General features: G+C 72.5%; 17 protein-coding genes. 10 read left to right on the forward strand and 7 right to left on the reverse strand.

From position 1 onward, the window contains the following. The first annotated feature begins 88 nt into the window (after positions 1–88). The 3 genes from AC0VYL_RS04980 (at position 89) to AC0VYL_RS04990 (ending at position 3163) form a co-directional block, all read left to right on the forward strand. Positions 89–1459 carry a phosphomannomutase/phosphoglucomutase gene (locus AC0VYL_RS04980; protein ID WP_475482450.1) on the forward strand — a complete coding sequence of 457 codons (1371 nt, stop codon included), beginning with the start codon at positions 89–91 and terminating at the stop codon, positions 1457–1459. Between the two features lie 28 nt (positions 1460–1487). Then, entirely contained in the window at positions 1488–1664 is a 177-nt protein-coding gene (locus tag AC0VYL_RS04985) for a Trm112 family protein (RefSeq protein ID WP_357768719.1), read from the forward strand. Positions 1665–1843: 179 nt separating this feature from the next. Then, complete coding sequence (locus AC0VYL_RS04990; protein ID WP_475482451.1) at positions 1844–3163, forward strand: serine/threonine-protein kinase; 1320 nt, start codon at positions 1844–1846, stop codon at positions 3161–3163. A gap of 13 nt (positions 3164–3176) precedes the next feature. Here the strand turns inward: AC0VYL_RS04990 and AC0VYL_RS04995 are convergent, their stop codons facing one another. Beyond that, positions 3177–4310, reverse strand: coding sequence for a hypothetical protein (locus tag AC0VYL_RS04995; RefSeq protein ID WP_475482452.1), 1134 nt, complete (start codon positions 4308–4310; stop codon positions 3177–3179). 83 nt (positions 4311–4393) lie between these two features. Beyond that, a complete protein-coding gene (locus AC0VYL_RS05000; RefSeq protein WP_475459689.1) occupies positions 4394–4840 on the reverse strand; it encodes a MerR family transcriptional regulator in 447 nt (148 codons plus the stop codon). A 129-nt stretch (positions 4841–4969) separates the two neighbouring features. Here AC0VYL_RS05000 and ahcY (AC0VYL_RS05005) point away from each other — a divergent pair, with 129 nt between their 5' ends. Both ahcY (AC0VYL_RS05005) and ahcY (AC0VYL_RS05010) read left to right on the forward strand, forming a co-directional pair. Beyond that, positions 4970–6403: an adenosylhomocysteinase gene (ahcY, locus tag AC0VYL_RS05005; RefSeq protein ID WP_475459691.1), complete on the forward strand. Its 1434-nt coding sequence runs from the start codon at positions 4970–4972 to the stop codon at positions 6401–6403. 18 nt (positions 6404–6421) lie between these two features. Then, positions 6422–7684: an adenosylhomocysteinase gene (gene ahcY, locus AC0VYL_RS05010; protein WP_475459694.1), complete on the forward strand. Its 1263-nt coding sequence runs from the start codon at positions 6422–6424 to the stop codon at positions 7682–7684. Here ahcY (AC0VYL_RS05010) and AC0VYL_RS05015 read toward each other — a convergent pair. Continuing rightward, a complete protein-coding gene (locus AC0VYL_RS05015; RefSeq protein ID WP_475459696.1) occupies positions 7660–8472 on the reverse strand; it encodes an RDD family protein in 813 nt (270 codons plus the stop codon). The genes ahcY (AC0VYL_RS05010) and AC0VYL_RS05015 overlap by 25 nt on opposite strands. A 117-nt stretch (positions 8473–8589) precedes the next feature. Between AC0VYL_RS05015 and AC0VYL_RS05020 the strand changes: the two genes are divergently transcribed. Together AC0VYL_RS05020 and AC0VYL_RS05025 are read left to right on the forward strand one after the other, a co-directional pair. Next, complete coding sequence (locus AC0VYL_RS05020; RefSeq protein WP_475459698.1) at positions 8590–9585, forward strand: stage II sporulation protein M; 996 nt, start codon at positions 8590–8592, stop codon at positions 9583–9585. 52 nt (positions 9586–9637) lie between these two features. Further along, positions 9638–9925: a DUF397 domain-containing protein gene (locus AC0VYL_RS05025; RefSeq protein WP_475482453.1), complete on the forward strand. Its 288-nt coding sequence runs from the start codon at positions 9638–9640 to the stop codon at positions 9923–9925. Positions 9926–9929: 4 nt separating this feature from the next. On the opposite strand, the gene AC0VYL_RS05030 is transcribed toward AC0VYL_RS05025, so the two are convergent. From AC0VYL_RS05030 to AC0VYL_RS05045, 4 genes are all read right to left on the reverse strand, one after another. Continuing rightward, positions 9930–11936 carry a tetratricopeptide repeat protein gene (locus tag AC0VYL_RS05030; RefSeq protein ID WP_475482454.1) on the reverse strand — a complete coding sequence of 669 codons (2007 nt, stop codon included), beginning with the start codon at positions 11934–11936 and terminating at the stop codon, positions 9930–9932. Positions 11937–11980: 44 nt separating this feature from the next. Next, positions 11981–12613 carry a bifunctional 4-hydroxy-2-oxoglutarate aldolase/2-dehydro-3-deoxy-phosphogluconate aldolase gene (locus AC0VYL_RS05035; protein ID WP_475482455.1) on the reverse strand — a complete coding sequence of 211 codons (633 nt, stop codon included), beginning with the start codon at positions 12611–12613 and terminating at the stop codon, positions 11981–11983. After that, positions 12610–13356, reverse strand: a complete 747-nt coding sequence (locus AC0VYL_RS05040; RefSeq protein ID WP_475459707.1) for an IclR family transcriptional regulator — start codon at positions 13354–13356, stop codon at positions 12610–12612. The genes AC0VYL_RS05035 and AC0VYL_RS05040 overlap by 4 nt, the downstream gene beginning before the upstream one ends. A 75-nt stretch (positions 13357–13431) precedes the next feature. Further along, entirely contained in the window at positions 13432–14316 is an 885-nt protein-coding gene (locus AC0VYL_RS05045; RefSeq protein ID WP_475483472.1) for a sugar kinase, read from the reverse strand. Between the two features lie 221 nt (positions 14317–14537). Between AC0VYL_RS05045 and AC0VYL_RS05050 the strand changes: the two genes are divergently transcribed. The 3 genes from AC0VYL_RS05050 to AC0VYL_RS05060 are packed head-to-tail and all read left to right on the forward strand — an operon-like array spanning position 14538 to position 17577. Then, a complete protein-coding gene (locus AC0VYL_RS05050) occupies positions 14538–15806 on the forward strand; it encodes an amidohydrolase family protein (RefSeq protein WP_475482456.1) in 1269 nt (422 codons plus the stop codon). Between the two features lie 25 nt (positions 15807–15831). Further along, on the forward strand, positions 15832–17148 hold the full coding sequence (locus tag AC0VYL_RS05055) for an alanine racemase (RefSeq protein ID WP_475459711.1): 1317 nt from the start codon (positions 15832–15834) through the stop codon (positions 17146–17148). 45 nt (positions 17149–17193) lie between these two features. Beyond that, a complete protein-coding gene (locus AC0VYL_RS05060) occupies positions 17194–17577 on the forward strand; it encodes a RidA family protein (protein WP_475482457.1) in 384 nt (127 codons plus the stop codon). Positions 17578–17639: the final 62 nt, after the last annotated feature.

The following is a 17639-nucleotide window of genomic DNA, read 5'->3' on the forward strand; positions in this document are numbered from 1 at the left end:
CCGGCCCGCTCTTGCTAGTTTTGTACGGCGCTCGAACAACGGGGCGCTGGACCGAATTCGTCGCAGGATCGACCTGGCCGGAGCAGACGTGGCTGACCTCGGAAGCATCTTCAAGGCATACGACGTACGCGGTGTGATCCCGGACACCTTCAACGCCGGGATCGCCCACGCGGTCGGCGCCGCCTTCGCCCGGGTGGCCGGTGGACCCGCCGTCGTGGTCTCCCACGACATGCGACCCTCCTCGCCGGAGCTCGCCCGCGCCTTCGCGGACGGCGTCACCTCCCAGGGCGTGGACGTCGTCTTCGCCGGACTCGGCTCCACCGACCTGCTCTACTACGGTTCGGGCTCCCTGGACCTGCCCGGTGCCATGTTCACCGCCAGCCACAACCCGGCCGAGTACAACGGCATCAAGATGTGCCGCGCGGGCGCCGCGCCGATCAGCGCCGAGACCGGCCTGGCCGACGTCCGCCGACTCGCCGAGGACTTCCTGTCCGGCGCCGAGGACCCCGACGCCCACGAGGGCCCGAAGGGCACCGTCACCGAGCGGGACCTGCTGCCCGGCTACGCCGACTACCTCCGCCAGCTCGTCGACCTCTCCGGGTCCCGCCCGCTCAGGGTCGTCGTGGACGCGGGCAACGGCATGGGCGGCCTCACCGTCCCCGCCGTCCTGGAGCAGGGCCTGCCGCTGGACGTCGTCCCCCTGTACTTCGAGCTGGACGGCACCTTCCCCAACCACCCGGCCAACCCCCTGGACCCCGACAACCTGGTCGACCTCCAGGCCAGGGTCCGTGAGACCGGGGCCGACCTCGGCCTGGCCTTCGACGGCGACGCCGACCGCTGCTTCGTGATCGACGAACGGGGCGAGCCCGTCTCCCCGTCCGCCGTCACCGCCCTGGTCGCCTCCGAGGAGCTCAAGCGCGAGCCCGGCGGCACCGTCATCCACAACCTCATCACCTCGGCGGCGGTCCCCGAGATCGTCACCGAGCGCGGCGGGAAGCCCGTGCGCACCCGCGTCGGCCACTCCTTCATCAAGGCGACCATGGCCGAGACCGGTGCGATCTTCGGCGGGGAGCACTCCGCCCACTACTACTTCCGGGACTTCTGGAAGGCCGACACGGGTATGCTCGCGGCCATGCACGTCCTGCGTGTCCTGGGTGCGGACGAGCGTCCGCTCTCGCGGATCACGGAGGAGTACTCCCGGTACGCGGCCTCGGGCGAGGTCAACTCCAGGGTCGACGACGCCGACGGCCGCATGGCCGCGGTGCGCGCCGCGTTCGGGGACCGGGACGGGGTGACCGTCGACGAGCTCGACGGCCTCAGCGTCACCCTGCCGGACGGCGCGTGGTTCAACCTGCGCGCCTCCAACACCGAGCCGCTGCTGCGGCTCAACGTCGAGGCCCCTGACGACACCGCCGTGGCGCGCCTGCGCGACGAGGTCCTGGCCATCGTCCGCGCCTGACACGGCCATCACACGAGGAACGAGAACCATGAGCACGAAGATCGACGGCTGGCTGCTGGAGATCCTGGCCTGCCCGCAGAGCCAGGCCCCGCTGCGCCACGACCCGGAGACCGACGAACTGGTCTGCGACGAGAGCGGCCTGGCCTACCCCATCCGCGACGGGATTCCGGTCCTGCTGGTGGACGAGGCGCGCACGCTCTCCTGAACGGGCGGAAAAGGTTGGGTGGGGGACGGAACGAACTCCGCGTTCCGGCAGTCATATCCGGTACGTCCGGGTGAGGGGACACCTGCGGGGCCGCGACCGGTCGCGGCCCCACCCGGCGTCCCGTGCCCGTTAACCTGATGCTGCGCCCCCGCTCAAGCCCACCTCCCAGGAGGACATCGATGCCCGGTCCCGAATCGCTACTGCCGAGCGACCCCTCCGCTTTCGGTGATTACAGCGTGACCGGACGGCTGGGGAAGGGCGGTCAGGGGGTCGTCTACCTCGCTGAGGACCGCGACGGCGACGAGTACGCGGTCAAGGTCCTCAACGACCAGTGGTCCGCCGACGCCGACCTGCGCAAGCGGTTCGAGAAGGAGGTGCGGGCCGCCCAGCGGGTCGCGTCCTTCTGCACGGCGGCGATCATCGACGCCCAGCTCGACAGTGACCCTCCCTACGTGGTCAGCGAGTTCGTTCCGGGCAAGGACCTCCAGGAGACGGTGGCCAAGGGCAAGACGGTGCGCGGCGCCGCGCTCCAGCGCCTGGCCGTCTCCACCGCCACGGCGCTCGTGGCCATCCACAAGGCGGGGATCGTCCACCGCGACTTCAAGCCCGGGAACGTGCTGCTGGGCCCGGACGGCCCGCGCGTGATCGACTTCGGCATCGCCCGGGTCGACGACGGCACCGCCACGATGACCAACTCGATCGTCGGCACGCCCTCCTACATGGCGCCGGAGCAGATCGAGGGCCGCGGGATCACCGACAAGTGCGACATCTTCGCCTGGGGCTGCGTGATCGCGTTCTCCTCGACCGGCCGCGCGCCGTTCGGTTCGGACACCGTCCCGGCCGTCGTGCACCGTGTGGTGAGCGCCCCGCCGGACCTGGACGGGGTCGACGACGCTCTGCGGCCGATCGTCGAGTCGTGCCTGGACAAGGACCCGAACCGCCGCCCGAACGCCCAGACCCTGCTCATGCGGCTGCTCGGCCACGACGGCCCGGTCGGCCCCTCGAACGACGCCGACGACGCGCTCAAGCAGGGAGAGCGGGTGGCGCAGACCGGTCTGCTCAACGGCAACCCGCTGCCCCCCGTGCACCCGCAGGCACCGCAGTACCCGCACACCGGCGGACAGCCGGGCATGGGGTACCCCCCCGGCGTGTCCAACCCGCGCCCCTTCGGCGCGCACCCGGGGACCTCGAACCCCCGCCCCGGCCAGATGGGCGGCCACCCGGTGAACTCGGACCCCCGGCACGGCGGCTTCGGCGCCCACCCGGGGATGTCCAACCCGAGGCCGGGCGCGCCGGGCCCGCACCACCAGCCGCACGCCATGCACCAGGGCGCCAACCCGATGATGACCGGGGCGGTCAACCCGAACCAGACCTACACGCCGCACCAGCGGCCGAGCCAGCAGGACTCGATCCTCCAGCAGGGCTGGGTGATCCCGGCGGTGCTGGTCACCATCATCATCCTGCTGCTGCTCCTGCTGATCCTGGGCCTCAGCGGCTGACGGGCGGCCCCGCTCACCCGCGGGTGAGTTCGTGCACGGCGCGCGACACCGCCTCGTCCACGAGGTCCCGTACCTGGGGCCAGCGGTCGTCCACGCAGTCCGTCGGCAGGACGGTGACGCTGTCGCTCCGGGACATCTCCAGCGCCCGCCGAACCCCCTCCGGGGTGGCCAGGCGCGCGTGCGCGGTGACCGCCAGCACCCCCGAGGGCGGGCTGCCCACGTCCCGGACCACCACGTACAGGGCGAGTGAGACCCCGTCCGCCAGCAGTTCCAGACAGGTCCACCAGTGCGCGGCGTCTCCGCCCCGGCCGCCGTCGCCCGAGGTCACGGTGGTGGTCGCGGCCGGGTCCAGGGCGCTCAGCAGGAGCGCGACCGAGCCGCGCCGGGAACGCACGTGCTCCAGGACGCGGCGCCGCGTCACGGCGGTCAGCGGGGGAACCGGCCGCCCCGTCGGGACCGCCTCCTCCGGGTGCCACGCGAGTTCGTCGCGCAGGGCGCCCGTGACCAGCCGGGCCATGTGGGAGACCAGGGGCGCGAGCGGTTCCTCGGGGTCGTGCTTGCCCGCGGGGTCGGGCGGAGGGGTGCCGGGGTCGAGGAGCAGCGGGGGCAGGTCGGCCCGTTGGAGGACCCGTGAGGCCAGTACCCACGGCAGCGTCCAGGCGGCCCCGGCGCCGTGCGTCTGCTCCCCGGAGGCCTCGGCCGCCACCCGCACGCACTCGGCGTAGGTGTGCGCGGCCCGCACCACGGGGTGGGCGGGGACGGTCGCGGCCCGGGCCAGGCGGAGCGTGTGTTCGGTGGACAGCGCCGTCCGGAGCGGGCGCAACGGGGGGCCGTCGGGCACGCCCCGGCGTTCCCCTCCGGGGGGAAGCTCGGCCACCCGTCCCGCCAGCGCGGCGACGTGGGGTCCGGTCATGGGCTCTCCGGACACGGACTCGCCGGTCAGCAGCAGGTCGGTGAGGTCGGCTCCGCCACCCCACTCGCGGACGCGGTCCCGCGTCAGTTCCCGCCGCGCGGCGCCGTGCCGCTGGTGGGGCCGGTCCTGGCGCCGGTGGGCCCAGACCGTCCGGAGGAGGTCGACGTCCCTGAGGTCTGCGCGCACGCGCTCGGGGAGTGTCTCCCAGGGCGTGTCTCCGAGTTGGCTGTCCACGGTCTCATCCGTAGCCCGTGGAGTCTTTGCCAAAACATGCCGAACGGTTGGTCTGGGTGTCCGGTGACGGCCGTGGCCTCAGGTCAACCGGAACGGCCGCCGCGCGTCCCGGGACCCTGGGGGGTCGGGCGACGTGCGTGAAGGAGGCGCATGGCCTTCTCCTTCTCGAAGTCCAGCGCGCGGGTGGGGGCGGCGGCCAGCCGACCCAGACGCTCGCCGTGCGCGCGCACCCGGGCCAGCACCTCGGGTTCGGCCAGGACCCGCAGGGCGAAGGCGAGCGCGGCGGGCGGGATGTCGAACTCGCGCTCCAGCTCCAGCCCGCCCGCGATCGTGCGCAGGTCCTCCTCGGTGAACCGGCGGTGCCGGTGGCCGCGCCCCGTGGGCTGTTCCTGTGTGCGGGGGAGCAGACCGAGACCCTCGCGGTAGCGCAGCATCCGGGCGGTGCTGCCGACCCGCTCGGCGGCGGCGGAGATGGGGACCGGAGCGCCGTGCGGTCCGGGCGCTGTGGGGTCGTCGTCGAGGGCGGCCATGCAGGTGACCCTAACCCACCGCCACCGTCCTGAAGCGCAAATCTGACATCTCTGTGTGAGGTTTGTGTGCGGAGGGTGGCCGCGGGCCTAGAATCGGGTGGCAACCATGACTTGACGAGTGAGGAACGCATGGCTTTCGACTTCAAGGTCGCAGATCTCTCCCTGGCCGAGTTCGGCCGCAACGAGATCCGTCTCGCCGAGCACGAGATGCCCGGTCTCATGGCCACCCGCGCCGAGTTCGGTGACAGCAAGCCCCTCACGGGCGCCCGCATCATGGGCTCGCTGCACATGACCGTGCAGACCGCCGTCCTCATCGAGACGCTCGTCGCCTTGGGCGCCGAGGTCCGCTGGGTCTCCTGCAACATCTTCTCGACCCAGGACCACGCCGCGGCCGCCGTGGTGGTCGGCCCCGACGGCACCGTCGACGACCCCAAGGGCGTGCCCGTCTTCGCCTGGAAGGGCGAGACGCTGGAGGAGTACTGGTGGTGCACGGAGCAGGCCCTCACCTGGCCCGGCGAGGGCCCGAACATGATCCTGGACGACGGCGGTGACGCCACCATGCTCGTCCACAAGGGCGCCGAGTTCGAGAAGGCCGGTGCCGTCCCGGACCCGTCCACGGCCGACAGCGAGGAGTTCGAGGTCGTCCTGACCCTCCTCCAGGAGAGCCTCAAGAAGGACTCCGGCAAGTGGACCAACATCGCCAAGGAGATCAAGGGCGTCACCGAGGAGACCACCACCGGTGTCCTCCGCCTCTACGAGATGCAGCGTGACGGCAGCCTGTCGTTCCCGGCGATCAACGTCAACGACTCCGTCACCAAGAGCAAGTTCGACAACAAGTACGGCATCCGCCACTCGCTGCCGGACGGCATCATGCGCGCCACCGACGTCCTCATCGGCGGCAAGGTCGCCGTGATCTGCGGTTACGGCGACGTCGGCAAGGGCTCGGCCGAGGCGCTGCGCGGCCAGGGCGCCCGCGTCATCGTCACCGAGATCGACCCGATCAACGCCCTCCAGGCCGCGATGGACGGGTTCCAGGTCACCACGCTGGAGGACGTGCTGGAGGTCGGCGACATCTTCGTCACCACCACCGGCAACTTCAACGTGATCATGGCCGACCAGATCCTGCGCATGAAGCACCAGGCGATCGTCGGCAACGTCGGCCACTTCGACAACGAGATCGACATGGCCGGCCTGGCGAAGGTCCCCGGGATCACCAAGAAGGAGATCAAGCCGCAGGTCCACGAGTGGACCCAGGACAACGGCAAGTCCGTCCTGGTGCTCTCCGAGGGCCGCCTGCTGAACCTGGGCAACGCCACCGGCCACCCCAGCTTCGTGATGTCCAACAGCTTCACCAACCAGGTCATCGCGCAGATCGAGCTCTTCACCAAGCCCGACGAGTACCCGACCGACGTGTACACGCTGCCGAAGATCCTCGACGAGAAGGTCGCCCGTCTGCACCTGGACGCGCTCGGCGTCAAGCTGACCGAGCTCACCAAGGAGCAGGCCGCCTACATCGGCGTGGACGTGTCCGGGCCGTTCAAGCCCGACCACTACCGCTACTAGGGGCGAGTCCTTACTCAGATGACTCCTCCCTCACACGAGGTGGCGGACCTCGGCCTCGCGAAGGCCGGGGTCCGCCGTGTGGCATGGGCCGAACGCTCCATGCCGGTCCTGCGCAGCGTCCGCGCCCGGTTCGCGGACCAACGCCCGCTCGAAGGGCTGCGGGTGGCCGCGTGCCTGCACGTGACCGCCGAGACCGCCAACCTGCTCCGCGTCCTGCGCGCGGGCGGGGCGCAGGTGTGGCTGGCCGCCTCCAACCCGCTGTCCACGCAGGACGACACCGCCGCCGCCCTGGTCACCGAGTACGGGGTGGCCGTGCACGCGTGGGCGGGCATGGACACGGCCGCCTACGACCGCAACCTGGTCACCGTCCTGGAGTCCCGGCCGCACCTGCTGCTGGACGACGGCTGCGACCTGGTCAACACCGCGCACGTGAGCCGTCCCGAGCTGTTGGAGGGGGTCCTCGGCGGGTGTGAGCAGACCACCACCGGGGTGATCCGGCTGCGCAGGATGAGCGCGGAGGGTGAGCTCCGGCTGCCGATGGTGGCGGTCAACGACACCCGTACCAAGCGGATGTTCGACAACCGCTACGGCACCGGGCAGTCGACCGTGGACGGGATCCTGCGCGCCACCAACACCCTGCTGGCCGGTCGGACCGTCGTCGTGGCCGGGTTCGGCTACTGCGGTCGGGGACTGGCCGAGAGGTTCCGGGGCATGGGCTCGAACGTGGTCGTCACCGAGGTGGACCCGGTCAAGGCGCTGGACGCCGTGATGCAGGGGTACACGGTCGCGACCATGGAGACCGCGGCCCCGGTCGGGGACGTGTTCGTCACCGCCACCGGGAACCGGGACGTGATCCGCCGCGAACACCTGGCGGTGATGCGCGACGGGGCGATCCTGGCCAACTCGGGCCACTTCGACCTGGAGATCGACCTCAACGCCCTGGAGTCGCTGTCCGTCACCGTGGACCGGGGCGTGCGTGAACAGGCCGACGAGTACGAGTTCGAGGACGGCCGCAGGCTCCTGCTGCTCTCCGAGGGGCGGCTGGTCAACCTGGGCGCCGCGGAGGGGCACCCGGCCGCCGTCATGGACATGTCGTTCGCCGTGCAGGCCCTCACCACCGAGTGGCTGGCGAGGGAGCACGCCACCCTCGCCCCCGGCGTGGTGGAGGTGCCGGAGGAGACCGACAACGAGGTCGCGCGCCTGGAACTCGCGGCCCTGGGGGTGGGCATCGACGTCCTCACCCCCGACCAGGAGGCCTACCTGAGCTCCTGGCGCCCCTGACCCTCGTTCATGGCCTCCAGGCTGCGTCGGCGGCGCTCGGCCAGCACGGCGGCGAGGAAGTACGGCGGGGTGGTGCCGGGCGGCGGAAGCGGGCTGATCTGCGACGCCACGGTGTCCGCGAGCTGGGCGCCCATCTCGTGGCGGGTGTGCTCGGCCAGCTCGCCGTAGCGCAGGACGTACTGGCGGGCGGCGTTGGCGGTCTCCGGGGACAGGCGTGACAGCTCGGTCGTCGCGGCCCAGGCGGCCAGGTGCGGCGGCATCGGGACGGCCGTGTCGCGGCGGCCCCCGGTGCGCTCCTCCACCACCATGGTTCCGGCGACGAAGTCACCGACCCTGCGGCCGTCCCGGTTGAGCATCGAGGTGACCAGGGCGATCACGCCGAAGGTCATCCACAGCTCGACGAACCCGGAGAGCGCGCGGCCCAGGGCCTGCCGGAAGCGTTCGGGGGAGCCGTCGGTGCCCACCACCCGCAGGCCCAGGGCCATCTTGCCCAGGGAACGCCCGCGGGAGATCGACTCGAACGCGGCGGGGTAGCCGACGATGACGAGGATGGTCGAGGCGAGCGAGACCGCGCTGGTCGCGGCGAAGTCGACGCTCACGCCGATCCAGTTCACCAGCAGACCCAGGGCGATCAACGCGATGACCTGCACCAGGAAGTCGATGGCGATCGCCGCCGCGCGCGTGGCGAACCCGGCCGGGCGCAGTTCGAGCACCACCGCGTCACCCGTGACCAGCGGCGTCGCGCCGTACACGTCGTCACGGGTCTCGCCACCACCGGGATAGGACACCAGTGCACGCTCCCTTACCGGGTGTCTGAAACCGTCTCCCCGACACTACCCGCCAGCGCGCGGCGCCGTTCTCACCCGTAGGGGAGCCGGGGACCGAAATCCAGTAATGTCCCTTACGTGGATATCGACGTGTTCGCCTCTGCGCACGCCCGGGAGTGGGAACGACTGGACGAACTGGTGCGTCGGCGCCGTTCGCTCACAGGTGAGGAGATCGACGAGCTCGTCGATCTCTACCAGAGGGTGTCGACCCACCTGTCGGTGGTGCGCTCCTCGGGTCAGGACCCGGAACTGGCGGGTCGGCTCACCTCCCAGGTGGCCCGCGCCCGTTCGGCGGTCACCGGCTCGCACGCCTCCTCGTGGACCGACGTCACCGGCTTCTTCACCCGGGTGTTCCCGGCCGTGCTCTACCGGCTGCGCTGGTGGTGGATCGGCGTGACCGCCGGGACCCTCGCCGTGGCCACGGTCACCGGGGTGTGGATCGCCACCAACCCGGAGGTCCTGGCCGCCCTGGGCACCCCCGAGTCCATCGCGCGCTACGTCGAGCACGACTTCGCCAACTACTACGTGGAGAACCCGGCGGGTTCCTTCGCGGCCCAGGTGTGGACCAACAACGCCTGGGTGGCGGCGCAGGCGATCATCTTCGGTGTGGCCTTCGGGCTGCCCACCCTCGGCGTGCTCTTCCTCAACGCGGTCAATCTCGGTATGGCCGGGGGCATGATGTTCGCGATGGGGCGCGGCGACGTGTTCTTCGCGCTGATCCTCCCGCACGGCCTGCTGGAGATGACCGCCGTGTTCGTGGCCGGGGGCGTGGGCCTCAAGATCGGGTGGTCGCTGATCGTGCCGGGCGAACGGACCCGTCTGCGCGCCCTCGGTGAGGAGGCCCGGGCCGCCATCGCGGTGGTCCTGGGCCTGGTGGTGGTGCTGTTCGTCTCGGGGTTGATCGAGGGGCTGGTCACCGGGTGGATCACCAACACGTGGATCGCCATCGGCATCGGCGTGGTGGCGGAGGTCCTGTTCTTCGTCTACGTGTACACGGTGGGAAAGAGGGCCTACCAGGAGGGCGAGACCGGCGACATCGCGGACGCCCCGGCCGCCCTCCCCGTGGCGGGCTGAAAGGGGTCGAAGGGCCTGTGATTCCGTGCGGTCCCGTGTCACGATCGTGCGTATGGACGACGCCATCCGCTGGGTGAAGAGCAGTCACAGCAGTTTCATGCACAACTGTGTCGAAGTGGGGGTACCGGGGCGGGTGGTGTTCCGTCACGGCCCCCTGACCTCCGAGGTGTGGGTCAAGAGCAGTCACAGCAGCTTCGAGAACGAGGCGTGCGTCGAGGTGGCCCTTCGGGGGGGTCTCCCGGTCCTGGTCCGTGACACCCAGAACCGCAGTGCCGCCGTGGTCGGCGTGGGGGCACGGGAGTGGTCCGCGCTCATCACGGTCGTCGCGGACCGGCGGTGACGGGTCAGTCTCCCGTCAACGCCCGGGTCGCCCTCTGCCACCACTCCCGCGCCAGCCTCGTGTGAGCGTGGTCCTCGCCGAGGACCCCCTCGCGCAGCTCCACGACCCGTTCGAACCCGTCGGCCGCTGCGCGGTGGTCCTCCTTCGCGAACGCGACCCTGGCCAGGTCGAACCGAGCGTCGATCGTGGCCGGGTGCAGCTCTCCCAGGGTCGCGCCGCGTCCCCGCGCGACCCTGCGGAACCCCTCCTCGGCGGCATCGTGGTCACCCCGGTAGAGGAGGACGAAGGAGAGGTTCTCCAGTGTGTTCAGCGCGAGCCGGTCTTCCTCCTGTGAGCGTTCCTCGTACGTCCGCCAGAGCTCCCGGAACTCCTGCTCAGCGGTGTCCAGGTCACCGAGGAGCCCGGCCATCAGGGCGACCTGGTGGCGACTGCTCAGCGTCTCCGGGTGCAGGGGCCCCAGCACCCGTTCGCGCTCACTGAGCACCGCGCGGTAGAGCCCCTCCGCCTCCTCGATCCGGTCGAGGGCGCGTAGGGCGTCGGCCAGCGCGTGCCGCGCGCTCAGGCTCTCCGGGTGCGCGTCACCCAGGTCGGCGCGGCTCTGGTCGACGACCTTGCGCAGACCCCTCTCCGCCGCCTCCCGAAGGCCGAGGAGCATGACGGCCCGGTGGAACAGGGTGCACGCGCGCACGGGCGCCGGGTGGGCGCGGCCGTGGATCCGCAGCAGGACGGCGTGCAGGGCCGAGTGCGCCCCCATCTCCAGGGCGAGGTCGTGGTCGGCCCGCCACTCCAGGAGCCGCCGCACGGTTTCCAGGAGGGGGAGGGAGTCGGAGTCCAGGCGCGCGCGGACGCTCTCGGAGACCAGGGGGTGCAGACGCAGGGAGACCTCTCCCGAGTCCCGGCGTGCGGTGGTGACCAGCCCGTGGACGACCAGCGCGTTGATCGCCTGCGCCAGGCCCGCTTCGTGGAGGGGGCCCAGCCCTCCCTCCGCCAGCTCGCCCAGCGGGAGTCTGCGCAGGGGTACGGAGGTGGAGCCGCTCCCGAGGACCGCCAGTATTCGCAGCAGGGGCACGGCGTGCGGGTTCCGCTCGCCCACCATGCGCAGGGACAGCTCCCACACCCCGGAGAGCAGGCGGCGCTCGCTGTCCGCGCCGGACACCAGCGGCTCGGAGAGCGCGTCGAGCCGGGTCGGGTCCTCGTCGAGGTGCCCCAGCAGCGCGTCCGCGTCGGGGAAGAGCACGCCGTGGGTGGCCAGGATGCGTCCGGCCAGGAAGAGCGCGAGCGGGACCCCACCCAGGCGCTCGGCCAAGGCCTCGGCCCCCGGTGACGGTGGCCCTCCCGCGTGGTCGACCAGTGCGTTCACCGCGTCCTGGCCGTGGAGAGAGTCCACACGGTGCACCGTCGCGGGCGCCCACAGCGCGGGGTCGCCCACACGGCTGGTGACCAGGACGAACCCGCCCGGGCTCGACCGCATCCAGCCGCGCTGCTCGCCCGGACGGTTCTCCGGGTCCAACAGCTCCGGCTGGTCGGCGTTGTCGATGACCAGCAGCCAGGGGCGGGGCGCGGTGTCCAGGTGCCGCCAGACCCAGCGCGCGGCCTGACGGGGAGCGGTCCTGAACCGGTCCGCCTCCTCACGGGAGCCGCCCAGTTCCACGGCGACCTCCAGCATGCTCGGCAGGATCGTGTCCGGGCGCACCCAGAACACCGTCCACCCCTCGGAGCGTGCGTCTTCGGCCAGGGCCGCCGCCACGGTGGTCTTGCCGAACCCGCCGGCTCCGGTGAGCACGTGCGGAACCGCGTCTCCGTCGTACATGCCCTCGCGCAGGGCCGTCAGCAGGTCGTGGCGCCCGCGTACGGTCGTGGCGGGGCGCGGGGGGTCGAGGGAGACGTCGAGCACCGGGGCGGCCGCCGGGGCGGCGTTCACGGTGACGCCACCGTGGATGTCCCGGGCCTGCACCAGGTGCCCGTACACGGGCCCGTCGGCGTGGTTGTGGGCTTCGGGGGGAGAGGCCATGCACACATACTGCACGAAAGGGCGATCCCACCGCAGCCAACCGGCTAGAGGGCCCCGAGCAGCCCGGCCAGGGCGCCGCCCTCGGTGGCGGAGCGGCCCACCCCCACGCCGACCGCGCCCGCGCGCAGGAACTCGGCCGCGTTCCGGGCGCCGACCCCGCCCGTGGCCACGACCCGGAGTTCGGGGAAGGGGCCCGCCACGGCGGACACCCAGGCCGGGCCCAGCACGTTGGCCGGGAACGCCTTCACCGTGGTGACACCGAGCCGGAGCGCCTGCCCGGCCTCCGTGGGCGAGGAGACCCCGGGGAGGAACGGGACACCCAGGCGGTCGGCCTCAGCGACGGTGTCCGGGTCCAGTCCGGGGGCCACCCCGAACTCCGCGCCCGCGTCCACCGCCCGGTGCAGCCGCTCGGGAGTGGTCACCGTCCCCGCGCCCACGGGGAGCCGCCCCTCGGCGGCGCGGACCACCGCTTCCAGGGCGGGCGGGCCCGACGCGCTCTCCTGGGTGACCTCCACCAGCCGCACCCCCGCGCTCCACGCGGCCCGTGCCGCGGCGACCGCCTCGTCGGGTGTGGTCCCGCGCAGGATGAGGACCAGGGGCACGGTGGAGAGCCCCTCGCGGAAGAAGTCGGCCCAGCCGGGGATCGATCCCGTCGGGGCGCCGTCGTTCGTGGTCATCGTTGGCTCCAACCCAGTTCTTCGCTGATGGCCCTCGCGGTGGAGGTCAGGTCCTCGGTGTAGGCGAGCAGCCCCGGGCGGTCCAGGACCATGCTCGGAGCCGACACGGAGATCGCGGCGGCCACCCGTCCGGCCGCGTCGAAGACCGGCGCGGACACGCAGTGGATGAACTCCTCGTGCTCGAAGTCGTCCAGGGCCCAGCCCTGGCGCGCGGTGCGGTCGAGGACCTCGTCGAGCGCCGCGCGGTCGGTGAGCGTGTTCGGCGTGTACCTGGGGTAGGGGGACGCACCGAGCAGCTCGTCGCGCTCCCCGGCGGACAGGTAGGCGAGGAGGACCTTGCCGATCCCGGTGGCGTGCAGCGGCGCCAGCGCGCCGATGTGCGAGTACATGCGCACCGCCTGCCGCGACTCCACCTTGTCCAGGTACATCACCTGACGGCCCTCCAGTACGCCCAGGTGGATGGTCTGCCCGCAGGTGTCGCTGAGCGCCGCGAGGTGCCGGGCGGCGCCGTCGCGGATGTCGAGCCCGTCCAGAGCGGCGGCGGCGAGGGCGGCCAGTCGTGGGCCCAGCCGGTAGGCGCCGTCGTCCGCGCGGCGTACGAACCGCTCCTCCTCCAGGGTGCGCAGCAGGCGCAGCGAGGTGGTGCGGTGCACGTCGAGGCGGCGGCCGAGCTCACTGATGGTGCTGGGACCGTCGGCCAGTTCCACGAGGATGCGCAGAGCGCGTTCGACACTGTTGGACACCGGTGGTTCTCCCCTTGGTCGGCAGGGGCGCGGCCCCTGGGGTGGTCGGAGGCGGTTTCGGACTGGCACGGCCTCTCAGCGGGTGGCGGGGGACCCCTCCTGCGGAGGCGGGATGTCGCCGGGGAGCCCGAGCACCACCCCGGCCAGTCTGGCGCCTTCCGCCAGGCAGTCGGGCAGGGGAGCACCGTCCAGCAGGCGGTCGAGGAACCCGGCGGCGAAGGCGTCCCCGGCTCCGACGGGTTCGACGACCTCCACCCTGGGCGCGGGTTCGAACCAGGTGCGTCCGTCCCTGACGGCCGTGGCGCCCCGGGCGCCCTGCTTGACGACGACGAGGTCGGGTCCGTCCGGGCCGGTCAGGAGCTCGACCAGCTGGGGCAGGGACTCCACCCGCCACAGTGACTGCGCCTCGTCGAGGCCGCAGAACACCACGTCGGCGCGGCGGGCCAGGTCCAGCAGGAGGTCGGCGTTGCCCGCGCCGTGCAGCGCGGGGCGGTAGTTCACGTCGAAGCTGCGCAGGGTGTCGGGGGGAGCCTGCTCGAACAGCTCCCGGACCAGGCCCTCCGCCGTGTCGGACAGGACGGCGGTGATCCCGGTCGTGTGCACCAGGCGGGGCTGGCACCGCCACACCTCGTCCGCGTCCGCCGGGCGCAGCGTGGAGGCGGCCGACCCGGCGCGCCAGTAGCGCACCCGGGTGCCCTCGGGGGAGGGCTCCTTCATGTAGAGGCCGGTGGAGCGAGCGGGGTCCTCCCGGACCAGGCACCGTACGCCCGCGCCGGTCAGACGTCCGCGCACGTGGTGCCCGAACACGTCGCCGCCCAGCGCGCTGCGCCACGCCACGGTCCGTCCCGCGCGGGCGAGGTGCACCGCGACGTTGGACTCGGCTCCGCCGACCTCGGCGTGGAACCGGGGGGTCCCGTCCGGGTGCGGCTCGGGGATGAGGAGCGCCATCGTCTCGCCCACGCACACCGCGTCGAGCGGGGCGGGGGAAGCGTCCTGGGAGCTCGCGGGGGAGGACGGCGCTGGTACCTCGATCCGTCGCTGCGTGCTCACTCACGACCTCCGGTTCGTCTGGTGACTGGGCTCACGGGATGTGTTGACCTGCGTCACCGGCGAATGCTATTCAATATGTTGTTCACCGCGCAACAGTGTTGCGCAGTACGCAACACAAGGGGGTGGCTTGAGTGTGGGACCTGATGTTGCGCGGCGGCCGCGTCATCGACCCGGCCTCGGGGCGTGACGGGACGGCCGACGTCGCCGTCAGTGCCGGACGGATCGCGGAGGTCGGCACCGACCTGCCGAGGGACCGGGCCGCGCGGGTCGAGGACGTCCACGGGAAGCTCGTGCTCCCCGGCCTGGTGGACGCGCACACCCACGTGCTGCACGGCTCCACCTACTGGGGCGTGGACCCCGAACCGATCGCTTGGCGCACCGGTGTCACGACCTGGATCGACGCGGGCTCCGCCGGCGCCTACGGCCTCGACGGGCTGCGCCGCACCGTGGCCGAGCCCGCGTCGTTCCGCGTCCGGGCCCTGGTCAACGTCTCCGGGATCGGGCTGGTCGGCCGCACGGGCGAACACCACGTCCTGGAGAACCTCGACGTCGACGCGGCCGCGGCCGTGGTGGCCCGGAACGGCGACTTCGTCTGCGGTGTCAAGGCGCGCATGGACAGCCACACCGTCGGCATGCACGGCCTGGAGCCCCTGCGCAGGGCGACGGAGCTGGCCCGGCGCCTGGAGCGCCCGCTCATGGTGCACATCGGCTACGGCCCGCCCGACCTCACCGACATCGCCCCCTTCCTCACCGAGGGCGACGTCGTCACCCACTGCGCCACCGGGGTCGCCACCGGCCTGGTCGTCGACGGCCGCCCCGCCGACACCCTGCTGCGCCTGCGCGACTCCGGCGTGCTCTTCGACCTGGGGCACGGTTCCGGCGCCTTCGACTTCGACGTGCTCGAAGCCGAGCTGGCGGCCGGTCTGGTCCCCCTCGTCTCCACCGACCTGCACATCCGCTCCGTGTACGGCCCCGCGTTCGACCTGCCGACCGTCATGGGCAAGGCCCTGGCCGCCGGAATGGGCCTGACCGACGTGGTGGCGGCCGTGACCCACCGCCCCGCCCGCGCCTTCGGCCTGCCCGCCGGAACGCTGAGCCCGGGCGCGGACGCCGACATCGCCGTGTTCGACGCCGAGGAGGGGAGCTTCCCCGTCGTCGACGTGCACGGCGGCACCCGGGAGGCACCCCTCCGCCTGACCAACACCGCCACCTACGCCCGCGGCCGACTGCTCACACCCCGAGCCGCCGAACCCCCCCCGGCGTGGGTACCGCTGAGCGCGGCCCAGGAACGGGCCGAGGACCACCGCCACCGGCAGGTGCGCTCCGCCGTCCAGCGCCTGGACCGCCCCGAGGACTTCGACGAGCCCTTCCCCCGCCCAGCCGCCAAGGACCGTGCCTGAGGGCCGGACACGACGGGAGCCCACCTTGACAGACTCACCTTCGAGACCCCTGCCCACCGGTACCGCCACCGGACCCGGGCTTCCCACCGCTCGGTTGGCCGAGCTCGACTCCGCGCCGGTGGAGGCGCGGTCCCTGCCGGACGGCCCCACCACGGTCGACCGGATCCGCGCCGCCGACCTGCACCTCCGAGACCTCTGGCTGCCCGCCGTCACCCTCGACCAGGCGGCGCTGACCCACAACCTCGACCGGTTCGCCCGCTGGTGCGCCGAACGCGGCGTCGACCTCGCCCCGCACGCCAAGACCACGATGGCCCCCCGGCTGTGGTCGGCGCAGCTGGAGCGGGGCGCCTGGGGCCTGACCGCCGCCACCGTCGCCCAGGCCCGGGTGATGCGCCGCTTCGGCGTGCCCCGGGTCCTGATCGCCAACGAGGTCGTGGACCCCGACCAGCTGTCCTGGCTGGCCGACGCGCTGGCCGACCCCGGTTTCGAGCCGCTGTGCCTGGTGGACTCCGTCGAGGGGGTCCGGATCATGGAACACGCCCTGGCCGGAGCCGCGCGACCGCTCCCGGTCCTGGTGGAGCTCGGCGTGGCCGGGCGCCGCACGGGCGTCCGCGACCCGGAGCGCGCCCTGGAGCTGGCCCGGACGGTCGCCGCCTCCCCGGAACTCACCCTCGTCGGGGTGGAGGCCTTCGAGGGCGTGTTCCCGCAGCGCCGCGACGACGACTCCCCGGACCGCGTGCGCGCCTGGCTGGACCGCCTGTACGACTTCGCCCGCCGGGCCGACGCCGAGAACCTGTTCGACGGCGCGGCGGAGGTGATCGTCACCGCGGGCGGCAGCAGCTACCCCGACCTGGTCTCCGACGCCCTCGCGGAGCCCCCCGAACTGTCGCGCCCGGTCCGCCGGATCGTCCGTTCGGGCTGCTACGTGGCCCACGACGACCTGTTCATGGAGCGGGCCTCCCCGCTGCGGTCCGCGGCCGACGACGACCCCCTGCGCCCCGCGCTGAGCTGCCACGCGCGGGTCCTGTCCCGCCCGGAACCCGGCCGGGCGCTGCTGGGGGTCGGCAAGCGCGACGTGTCGTTCGACGTCGACCTGCCCGTGCCGCGCGCGGTGCTGCGCGACGGCGAGCGGACCCCCCTCACGGACGGCGCGCGCGTGGTCGAGCTCAACGACCACCACGCGTTCCTCGACCTCAGCGGCCCCGCCGAGGAGGCGCTGCGCGTCGGTGACGTGGTCGAACTCGGGCTCTCCCACGCCTGCACGGTGTTCGACAAGTGGCCGCTGATCCCCGTCCTCGACGCGGACGGCCGGGTCGTGGACGCTGTCCGCACCCTGTTCTGAACCGGTCCGGTCAACCACCGGCACCACCCCACCCAAGGAGGAAGCATGGCTGAGAAGAAGATCGTCAACACCCCGGACGCCGCACCGCCCGGCGGCCCCTACTCCCACGCCGTCGTGGCCGGGGACTTCGTCTACCTCGCAGGAGCGACGCCGCACCGCACCGACGGTTCGGTGATCGAGGGCCCGTTCCTGGAGCAGGCGCGCGCCACGTTCGACAACCTGGCCACCGTGGCGGCGGCCGCGGGAGCGGACCTGTCCGAGGCCGTCCAGGCCCGGGTCTACCTGCGCGACCTGGCCGACTTCCAGGCGATGAACGGGGTGTTCGCGGAGTACTTCGGTGACAAGGCGCCGGTGCGGACCACCATCCAGGCGGACCTGCCCGGCTTCGCCATCGAGGTCGACGCGGTGCTGTACCACCCGGCCAGCTGACCCCGGGGCCCCGAGCCCCCGCTCCCGCCGTGCGGCCCGGTTCCCGGATCCGGGCCGCACGG

This window comes from Nocardiopsis sp. iso_238 (assembly GCF_056173325.1).